Here is an 8,872-nt window from a genome sequence, read left to right as displayed (position 1 = left end):
TTTTCTTTTTTTAAAAGAGAAAAAGCGAAGTTTATTTGTCATGCCCAAAATCTGCTTTGGTTTAGACAACTTACGTTTTAATTTCCAATTCATTTGATTTTGGTGCTTGACATATTACCACTGGGCTTTTTTCTAAATCGTAATCATTACGATTTAGATTATACTTATACCTTTGTGTGAACGTCAAGGAAAAATGTACCGATTTGAACCTTAACTATTTTTACTAACACTACGGTGAATTAGTTGAATCTCCAAATGGTGATTTTGACTTTAAGAATCTTAGCTTTATTGAAGCTATTAAACTATGGGGGGAGGGGTTGTTTAAGAACCAGACGATATAAGGGTATGAGTATAATCTGGATTTTCAGATTATGCGTTTTTAGATACCGAAAACCAGGAAGCATATTAAGAAATATCTAAAACAAATTTAAAAGACATGCGAAAACATGTCCTTTTTAACGGGTAGCTTAAATTCAAACAATAGTAACGATTTTTGTTTAAGTTATTGAACGTGTCAGTATGCTCATCAAGACTTAAAAAAGTGTTAGTGGGAACTAATTTTTGGATTAGTCTGGACCTGCGAAAAAATGAAATGTGTGACAGTATGAGCATATGGACTGACATCATTAATAAATTCTTCTGCCTTACTAAAAGTGTCAAACTGCATTTTAAGCATATAACAGGCATTTCCTGCAATCCGATAGCAAAATTCAACATTTGGTAACCTCCCAATATGCTTCTTAAAAGATTTATAGTCCCCGTTCTTAACTGTTGCCTCTATAATACATTGGATTGGAAGTCCTAATTTCTCATAATCCACTTCCAATGTATACTTTTTTATGATTCCAAATGACTCCATTCTCCGTACACGCTCTGTTACAGAAGGAGAAGATAAATTGATTTTTCTGCCAATTTCACTCATCGAAAGTCGACTGTTTTCACTTAATTCATCTATTATTTGTTTATCAATAGAATCAATTTTCATTTTTTAATGATAATCCCCCTGTATTCGTTAAATTATTAAAGAATAACTTAAAATTCGATTTCTTATTTAATGTGAAACAACAAAATAATTCGATATTATACATACTACAAGGAGGTATTAAATATGGCAAGAATTGAAGAATCAAATTACGGCGAGACCCCTTTTCAAAAGCTATTAGGGCATAACAGGGAAATAATGATTGCGTGGAATCGTCTGGGAGATCAGCTAGAAAAAGACGGGAAACTATCGTCACTGTTAAAAGAACAGGTAAGAAGAACTTTAGCACAAGAAAATGGTTGTGAGTATTGTAAGGCAAAAGGAAAACCTGAACCTCACTTATACGATGAAAAAATATCTGTTGCAATAGGATTTACAGAGGTATTTATTCAACAAAAAGGGGATATTCCAGACACTGCCTTTAATGTGTTGAAAGAGTTCCTGTCAGATGAGGAAATCAGCGAGCTTTGCGCGTTTATTACATTTACTACTGCTTCACAGTATTTTGGTGCTATGATGAAATTAGCTTAATCTTTAATTTACAGCATCTTCATCGAATCGCAATGAGAGATGTGAGAAAAAAATAAAAAACCACTCTGGGTGGTTTTTTAATCTCTCATTGCTCCTGCCTCTCGGGAAGTCATTGCACCTTGTCCTTTGCTTACATCTTTTTGAATGTCTTGTTTTACTTTTTGTGCATCAGTTCCTGCGGCTTCTGGTTGCATAATAGAATTCAAATTCTCTTTAGTTTGTTGCTCCTGTTGCATCTAAATCCTCCTCTTCTTATTGTTTAACAGTCTTATTATTACAAAAAAACACTCGGTATATCCCGAGAATTCGAGCGATATTCACGCGGGAATTGGTATTATTTCTGAACTCATGGACATTCCTCGGAGGTAACAATTTCAATCTCTAATCATCAATCAAACAGATTCCGAAAAATTTTCATTTCTAACCTTGCCACATTGTTTACGTGTAATGCTGCAGTACCTCTTCGGCAAGGACGCATATGCGGTTTACAATCTCCTGCGGCTCTAGTACTTTAGCTTGAGTACCCAATCGGTAAAAGTAATGGGAGACGTATTCTATCTCGGTACGATCAATAGTTGTATCAATATAACCCTGGTCTTCGTTTGTCATCACAATATAGGGCTCCAGCCAATGCTGACTTCTGCATTGCCGAATCCCCTCCCTGGTTAACTCAACATATAGTCGTATAGGCGATCCCGGTTCCTTCTCTGGATGGCGAATCAACCAATCGTCAAGTGTCATCTCGGGATCATAAGTCCGATTTAACCTGCTGAAGGCTTGAATTCGATCAGTTCGGAACAATCTTATTTCACGACATGCAATATCAAAGCCGGGCATATACCAGAAACCATTATAGGCATAGATGCCGATGGGAGTTACTTCTCTTACGGCATTCCCCGATTTCGAGATATACTCGATGTGCACGACTTGTTTTTCCATGGCCGCTTCAATGATTTCTTTAAGATAGGGTGAGGGGACCCCTCTTTTTATGTTCCAAAAGGTTAATACTGAAGAGAGTTGATCCACCTTCCTCTTCGTATCTGCAGGAAGGGTTGAATATAGTTTGTCGGAAACCAACTTTATATCAATATTGAAGGGGAGGGAATGGTAGTATTTCAACGACTCGAATGCGAAGAAGATAGAGAACGCCTCGTTCTCGTTAAAGAGAATGGGAGGCAGTACCCGATTATCCAACACTCGGTAGCCGCCGTTGCGACCGGGTTCTGTATAGAGCGGGACACCCATCTCACCAAGTTCTGAAAGGTACCGATGTGCTGTCCGCAAGGAGATATTAAATTCATAGGCCACATCCTGAGCGGTAAATTGACGTCTTGCATTAACATACATGATGAGATCGAATAGCAGTTTAGCCTTGGACATACAATTCACTCCTCTTTCGATATAAAACATGCCAATTATTGACATGTTATTATGATAAGTTTGACTTTGCAAGAAGAAACTCATTTTTTGGAGGAGGTAACCATGGATAAACATCCAAAGACAATGAGGGCTGCAGTGCTTTATAGGTTTGGCGGTCCAGCAGAACTCATACATCGGCAGGTTGATGTTCCTGAGATTGGACCCGAAGATGTATTGATTAGAGTTGCTTATGCCGGTGTTGGTGAGTGGGATGCATTCGAACGACAAGGCGGTTATGCGGAAATGCTTAACATGAATCCAGATTTCCCTTATATTCTCGGTTCAGAAGGTTCAGGTACCGTGATTGCAAGAGGGAAGAAGGTGTCTAATGTTCACTTGGGAGATCAGGTCTATGCACCTGCCTTTTTGAATCCTAAGGGCGGCTTCTATGCGGAATATGCGGCCGTCAATGCGAAGTATGTGTCCCGAATTCCGGAAGGATTAACGATTCAGGAGGCGGCGGTTATTTCTGGAGTCGGAATTACCGCATTGCGCGGACTGGAGGATGTACTGCAACTACGACAAGGGGAATCTATTCTGATCTTCGGCGCCAGCGGCGGGGTTGGACATATCGCCGTGCAGTTGGCGAAGGCATTGGGAGCCCGTGTATTCGCAATTGCTTCGGGTGAAGACGGCGTTGTCATGATGAAGACGCTTGGCTGCGATACTGTTGTAAACGGCAAAGATGGGGATATCACTTCGATGGCAAGGAAATTTGCACCTTCTGGATTTGATGCAGCTATTTTTACCGCAGGGGGAGAAGTGGCTAATGCTGCTGTCAACTGTCTCCGTATTGGCGGGCGACTCGTATACCCTTACGGAATACACCCTGAACTACGGATACCCGCAGGAATCAGAGCTGCAGGATATCACGGCGAACCCGCCCCTGAGATTATTGCCCGACTTCATCGTTATATCACACAAAGTAGGTTAACCGTTCACATCAGTCATATTTTTGCTTTAAAGGATGCCAATAAGGCTCATGCAGCCCTTAACAATCATTATTTGGGGAAAATTTGTCTGCAAGTGAATCACTAACGACATGCAGAACATGGGAACACGGGACTTTTACAACTGTCAAGAGTTTGTTGGGGATGCGTGGAAGAAAAATACAATTTGTATATCAAGTTGCCTCAGCAAACTCTTCCAAAACGAACGTTCGTTTGATATACTAAATACAAACGAATGTTCGGGAGGTTGGCGTGGCTCAATTAGTTCATTTGCTTGACCACATGGCAGAGTAACAATTTTTGCAGAAAAAATATCATTTCATGGCAATTAGTAGATTCTACCCCAAAAGCGTTAATTGATAAATTTTATGAATGCGAACCCTCTACTGTAAAGACTTACAATTAATGCTACTGACATAGTTTGTAAACAAAATAGATTATATTAAGAAGTAGAGTTGATCCCAGATGTACTCACCCCAAATGTTAGTTAGTGTTTAACATTTGGGGTGAGTACAAGAGAAATTAACACTCTTTTTTCATTAGAAAAAGATAGGGGGGTTTCATTGACAAAGGGGTTACTCCATCATATTGAAATATATGTATCTGATATAAAAAGGACCATACATTTTTGGAGTTGGTTTCTTGAAGAATTAGGCTACACTCCATTTCAAGATTGGGAAAAGGGACGCAGTTGGAAAATCGGTGATACCTACATCGTTTTTGTACAAGCAGAGGAAAGGTTTTTAGATGTTCCTTATCATCGATGCCGAGTAGGACTTAATCATCTCGCTTTTTACGCAAGTTCACGGCAACACGTTGATGAAATGACAAACAAATTAAAAGATAGAGGATTCCATATTCTTTATCCGAACCAACATCCTTTTGCCGGAGGAAAAAATCATTATGCCGTTTATTTTGAAGACCCGGATAGAATAAAAGTAGAACTTGTAGCTCCTGATAGTTAGCCAAGTAATGGATGTTAGAGTTTAACAGAAAAGATCGGTTAAAGCCGATCTCTTTCCTTTTGCATAGAAGGAGAAAGTTACACCTTTGGTTGGAATATTATGTTAAAATTAGTTTGGTCACAACTCCGTTAAGACATATGCCCGTGGATTATTTGCTTGTTCGTTGATGTAGCACATAGGGAAGAGAAGAATTGGATTTATGCTGTTGCAACACGGTCTATTAGAGGCAGCTGAAAAAGGATATGAGAAGCTATATTTATCTGCAGATCTTAAAGGGTATTGCGAAAAATATGGCAGGAGAAATAGTGGCATTGTATATGCGATGAGCAGTGGGCATATTAAACTTTATGAAAAAGCACAGCTTTAAATTAAATCAAGTTTTACACTATCAGATAAAAACTTGAACAGCTGTACTAAGTAATGGGTAAGTAATCAAAACCGGATAGCTTTTTTGGTTTAAAGTTGATTGAGCTGACGGAGCATGTAGCATAACAGGTGTATTCAACAAGATTAATGGATTTAGAAGTAAAAGAGTTCAAAGGAGGATGGTTATGGTTTATATCGCACTTCTTCGAGGGATTAATGTGGGTGGAAAAAATAAAATTGATATGAAGTTACTTAAACAAACCTTTGAACAAGTCGGGATGACTGATGTGGTGACATATATCAATACAGGTAATATTATTTTTTCATACAAAGGTCTATCAAAATTTGAATTATCAAGTTGTTTGGAAGAAGCGATACACCATGATTTCGGATTACAAATTAAAGTAGTAGTTTTAAGTATCAATGATGTCAGAGAAATCACTAACGCTATTCCGGACACATGGAAAAATGACAAAGATATGAAAAGTGATGTCATGTTTTTATGGGATGAAATTGATGATGAATCTGTACTTGGGAATCTCGTCATTAAACCGAATATTGACACGGTAAAATATGTCCCCGGCGCAATCCTATGGTCGGTTGACAAGAAAAATGTAACCAAAAGCGGTATGTCAAAGATCATTGGATCAAAGATTTACAAACAAGTTACGATAAGAAATGTCAACACCGTTCGTAAGATATATCAATTGATGCAAGCACAAACCAGTTAGTTCCGATGATAACTACACCTTTTTTTCTGCCTCTTTGATGCTGGAATAGAAAGAACGAATTGACATTTCATTTTCTGTGGTAAAATACTTGTTGATTCTGAGAAGGATTATCCGCTTTTTTGTTTAAGCATTGAAATGGCAGGTTAATTCAAGAAGGATTCATTAACATATTAAATCTATAAAATTAATTTTGATATACTGTTTGCATCCTTTTTTTGTTCTTGTATGTTTTCATTTTGTTAACCCTTCAATATTCTTTTTGATTTTCTCCAAAAATAATTTGACCATCTTCACCATAAATTGTTACCTTAACTGGCAATTTAACTTTATCTTTTTGGAAAGTAACATACCAAACCCATAAGTTATCCCGAACGTAAAACCTGTTTGGCTGTATGTTGCCTTCACTATTAATCACTATGGTCTTTGCATCGTCTTCGGCAAATCCGTATATAACAGAAAGATCCTTTTGTACATTATTTTCAGCTCGCCAATCTATTGGCCCTCTCTCCTCTTTCTCTTCGTTAAACTCCTGGAAATCCAACATTGGATAAATAAACTTTTTATAGTCAGTAAACCCTTTATTGGTAAGCACAGGAATGATTCCTGAACTACTCTCGGCAAAAACTAATTTTGAATCCGCATCAAACAAAAGAATTTTTTTGCAATCGCCAAATTGTGCTGATACTCTTTCACAGATTCGTTCTTCTAAGGATGTTGTAGAAATAGCAGGATTAGCCAAAATTGGAGGTTGAGTAGGACTAGTAAGACGTAATGTCCAAAAATAAATTACTGCAATTATTGCTAAACAGAGTACGGCAGTTAAACTTTTTTTACTCATCTCAATTCCCCCCAACTTATCTTATACAGGCAATTAAATTATAAACCACACGATGTGGTTTTTATCTATAAATGCGAACTTAATTACAATCTTCTTAAGTTCTTGCTGATAAGTTGGAAAGTTGTTATCTAAATAATAAAGAACAAATCCAAATGAGATAAGCAAACTGAAAAATAAAAATACACTCTGAGTGGTTTTTAATCTTTCATTGCTCCTGCCTCCTTGGGCAATCATGGCATCTTGTCCTTGGCTTTAAATAAGGAAACAGCACTAATATCTGTCGATTTGGATCTATTAATTGGTAAAAAAACATTTATAAAATATAAAAAATGTAAGGTAGTCTTATTAGGGCTACCTTACATTTTTATCTTTATCTAAAGGGTATTAGTATAAATTCAAGAAGGAATAGCGCTTTTTTGCATAGTCATTTATCTAGCGGAGCGAATGCTGGACCCAAAATTATCGTGATAATTTTTAGCGAATTGAAAAAAATAGTATTTAAGAAAGGAGGGATTGTGTGTGAAAAAATGGTTAATAGGAATAGTCGTTTTGTTTGCAATGATAATGGTTGTGATAACTCCAGGCTCACTCAGCGTTTTTGCCGAATCCGGTGCAGTAACACAGCCTATGGAAACGGTGAAGGCGATTGAGGTCGAGTTGAACGATGATTATTTTAATCCGAAAGTCATTACTATTCCAAATGGAAGAACGACCACGCTGATACTGAAAAACCAAGGTAATAAAGAGCACACCTTCACCGTGGAAAAGCTCGGAATTGACGCCGAAGTCCAGCCAGGGAAAGAGAAAACCATTACCGTGAAACCGGAAAAACCCGGTACATATGAACTGATTTGCAGATACCATGTCAGGGAAGGAATGGTTGGAACAGTAATAGTCCAATAAAAAGCAGGGCCAGTTCAGTCTGGTCCTGCTTTTTAGCATCTATCTTTTCTTTTATGTTGCATTTTATCCAATAAAAAAGAGCTATGGCTAGAGAGCTTCTATCCACAGCTTAAGAGACTTAGCAATTGCATACGCCAAGGTGGCAATCTTTTTCTTTTGTTATTTTCAGATTATGAACATGCATTTGGAATATTATGTTAAAATTAGATTGTCAGTTATTATATCAATAAACTTGAGGGGAATCCGTATGCACGAGTTTGTACAGTTCGATTATCTAAGACCAATATTCATTGTTTTTGTATCCATTCTAATACTCTTTATATTTTTTCAAAAAAGTAAATTTATAAATGGTTTTTCGGTTATAAGTATTTCTATCATTTGTTCACTCATTTCTGCTATAAGCCTTTGGCAAATTGGTATCATGGCAGATGAATTAAATTTAGCTGGAGATCCCGTCTCATTTATCTTGTTTTTTTCAGTTATAGGATTATCTGCCCTAAATATTTTAGTTTATTTATTTAGAAATAAAGATTGTTGTGGCAACGTGTTTAACCATTTTAATTAGCAATTTAAGTAAGAAGATTAATTAAAGAGGAGTGGGGTATATGGTAACGCCAAAACATATAGTTTCAGCGGCTACAATTGTTTTAAACAATCGAAATGAAATATTATTAATAAAAGGACCTAGAAGGGGATGGGAAATGCCTGGCGGACAAGTTGAAGAGGGTGAATCCTTAATGAACGCTGCAATTAGAGAAACAAAGGAAGAGACGGGTATTGATATTGAAATAGAAAAGTTTTGTGGGGTTTTTCAAAATGTTAATGGTTCAATTTGTAATACATTATTTTTGGGAAAAGCCATTGGAGGAGAATTAACTACAAGTTCAGAAAGCTTAGAAGTAGGATTTTTTCCTATTAATAAAGCTTTAGAAATGGTTATATGGGGAAATTTTAAACAAAGAATTGAATATACCTTAAATGAAAGTCTTCATCCTTTTTATGTTGAATTTTAAGTTTAATTATAATGTTAATGTTATGTTTGAGATCTAATAACGATTTTTGTTTTTGTCAATATTAAATTGAGCCAGAGTGATCACTTCAAAAGTGAGCCACTTAATAAATTCTAGCTTCCATTAGTGGGAGGAACTGGGTGTTAGGGTGTCTTGCCCCGGGTAGGGGCAAGACAC

The 8,872-nt window shown here is 36.9% G+C and carries 11 protein-coding genes; 7 read left to right on the top strand and 4 right to left on the bottom strand.

All coding sequences use genetic code 11. From position 1 onward, the window contains the following. Window positions 1-544 precede the first annotated feature (544 nt). On the bottom strand, window positions 545-985 hold the full coding sequence (locus tag MLE14_RS21350; protein WP_243300431.1) for an Lrp/AsnC family transcriptional regulator: 441 nt from the start codon (window positions 983-985) through the stop codon (window positions 545-547). A 123-nt stretch (window positions 986-1,108) separates the two neighbouring features. On the opposite strand from MLE14_RS21350, the gene MLE14_RS21345 reads away from it, so the two are divergent. Then, a complete protein-coding gene (locus MLE14_RS21345) occupies window positions 1,109-1,513 on the top strand; it encodes a carboxymuconolactone decarboxylase family protein (protein WP_243300430.1) in 405 nt (134 codons plus the stop codon). A 77-nt stretch (window positions 1,514-1,590) separates the two neighbouring features. Here the strand turns inward: MLE14_RS21345 and MLE14_RS21340 are convergent, their stop codons facing one another. Beyond that, on the bottom strand, window positions 1,591-1,749 hold the full coding sequence (locus MLE14_RS21340) for a hypothetical protein (protein ID WP_243300429.1): 159 nt from the start codon (window positions 1,747-1,749) through the stop codon (window positions 1,591-1,593). A gap of 202 nt (window positions 1,750-1,951) precedes the next feature. After that, the gene (locus MLE14_RS21335; RefSeq protein WP_243300428.1) at window positions 1,952-2,893 is read right to left on the bottom strand and encodes a helix-turn-helix transcriptional regulator; all 942 of its coding nucleotides are present in this window, start codon (window positions 2,891-2,893) and stop codon (window positions 1,952-1,954) included. Between the two features lie 102 nt (window positions 2,894-2,995). On the opposite strand from MLE14_RS21335, the gene MLE14_RS21330 reads away from it, so the two are divergent. The 4 genes from MLE14_RS21330 (at window position 2,996) to MLE14_RS21315 (ending at window position 5,944) form a co-directional block, all read left to right on the top strand. Beyond that, window positions 2,996-3,970 carry a quinone oxidoreductase family protein gene (locus MLE14_RS21330; protein ID WP_243300427.1) on the top strand — a complete coding sequence of 325 codons (975 nt, stop codon included), beginning with the start codon at window positions 2,996-2,998 and terminating at the stop codon, window positions 3,968-3,970. A gap of 475 nt (window positions 3,971-4,445) precedes the next feature. Then, the gene (locus MLE14_RS21325; protein ID WP_243300426.1) at window positions 4,446-4,847 is read left to right on the top strand and encodes a VOC family protein; all 402 of its coding nucleotides are present in this window, start codon (window positions 4,446-4,448) and stop codon (window positions 4,845-4,847) included. Between the two features lie 199 nt (window positions 4,848-5,046). Beyond that, window positions 5,047-5,214, top strand: a complete 168-nt coding sequence (locus tag MLE14_RS21320; protein WP_243300425.1) for a hypothetical protein — start codon at window positions 5,047-5,049, stop codon at window positions 5,212-5,214. 184 nt (window positions 5,215-5,398) lie between these two features. Continuing rightward, the gene (locus MLE14_RS21315) at window positions 5,399-5,944 is read left to right on the top strand and encodes a DUF1697 domain-containing protein (protein WP_243300424.1); all 546 of its coding nucleotides are present in this window, start codon (window positions 5,399-5,401) and stop codon (window positions 5,942-5,944) included. Between the two features lie 247 nt (window positions 5,945-6,191). On the opposite strand, the gene MLE14_RS21310 is transcribed toward MLE14_RS21315, so the two are convergent. Further along, the gene (locus tag MLE14_RS21310; RefSeq protein WP_243300423.1) at window positions 6,192-6,782 is read right to left on the bottom strand and encodes a hypothetical protein; all 591 of its coding nucleotides are present in this window, start codon (window positions 6,780-6,782) and stop codon (window positions 6,192-6,194) included. A 513-nt stretch (window positions 6,783-7,295) separates the two neighbouring features. Here MLE14_RS21310 and MLE14_RS21305 point away from each other — a divergent pair. Then, on the top strand, window positions 7,296-7,685 hold the full coding sequence (locus MLE14_RS21305; protein WP_243300422.1) for a cupredoxin domain-containing protein: 390 nt from the start codon (window positions 7,296-7,298) through the stop codon (window positions 7,683-7,685). Window positions 7,686-8,290: 605 nt separating this feature from the next. Beyond that, window positions 8,291-8,698: an NUDIX hydrolase gene (locus MLE14_RS21300; RefSeq protein ID WP_243300421.1), complete on the top strand. Its 408-nt coding sequence runs from the start codon at window positions 8,291-8,293 to the stop codon at window positions 8,696-8,698. Window positions 8,699-8,872: the final 174 nt, after the last annotated feature.

Origin of the sequence: Bacillus litorisediminis, from assembly GCF_022808645.1 — a bacterium.
In the GTDB taxonomy this organism is placed as follows: Bacteria; Bacillota; Bacilli; order Bacillales; family JC228; genus Bacillus_BF; species Bacillus_BF litorisediminis.
This window is presented reverse-complemented; position numbering and strand designations above follow the sequence as displayed.

What these genes read in the sequence shown, in the direction of transcription:
- MLE14_RS21330 (WP_243300427.1), top strand. Translation starts at nt 2,996, where the DNA reads ATGGATAAACATCCAAAGACAATGAGGGCTGCAGTGCTTTATAGGTTT.
- MLE14_RS21320 (WP_243300425.1), top strand. Translation starts at nt 5,047, where the DNA reads ATGCTGTTGCAACACGGTCTATTAGAGGCAGCTGAAAAAGGATATGAG.
- MLE14_RS21310 (WP_243300423.1), bottom strand. Translation starts at nt 6,782, where the DNA reads ATGAGTAAAAAAAGTTTAACTGCCGTACTCTGTTTAGCAATAATTGCA.
- MLE14_RS21345 (WP_243300430.1), top strand. Translation starts at nt 1,109, where the DNA reads ATGGCAAGAATTGAAGAATCAAATTACGGCGAGACCCCTTTTCAAAAG.
- MLE14_RS21350 (WP_243300431.1), bottom strand. Translation starts at nt 985, where the DNA reads ATGAAAATTGATTCTATTGATAAACAAATAATAGATGAATTAAGTGAA.
- MLE14_RS21300 (WP_243300421.1), top strand. Translation starts at nt 8,291, where the DNA reads ATGGTAACGCCAAAACATATAGTTTCAGCGGCTACAATTGTTTTAAAC.
- MLE14_RS21335 (WP_243300428.1), bottom strand. Translation starts at nt 2,893, where the DNA reads ATGTCCAAGGCTAAACTGCTATTCGATCTCATCATGTATGTTAATGCA.
- MLE14_RS21315 (WP_243300424.1), top strand. Translation starts at nt 5,399, where the DNA reads ATGGTTTATATCGCACTTCTTCGAGGGATTAATGTGGGTGGAAAAAAT.
- MLE14_RS21340 (WP_243300429.1), bottom strand. Translation starts at nt 1,749, where the DNA reads ATGCAACAGGAGCAACAAACTAAAGAGAATTTGAATTCTATTATGCAA.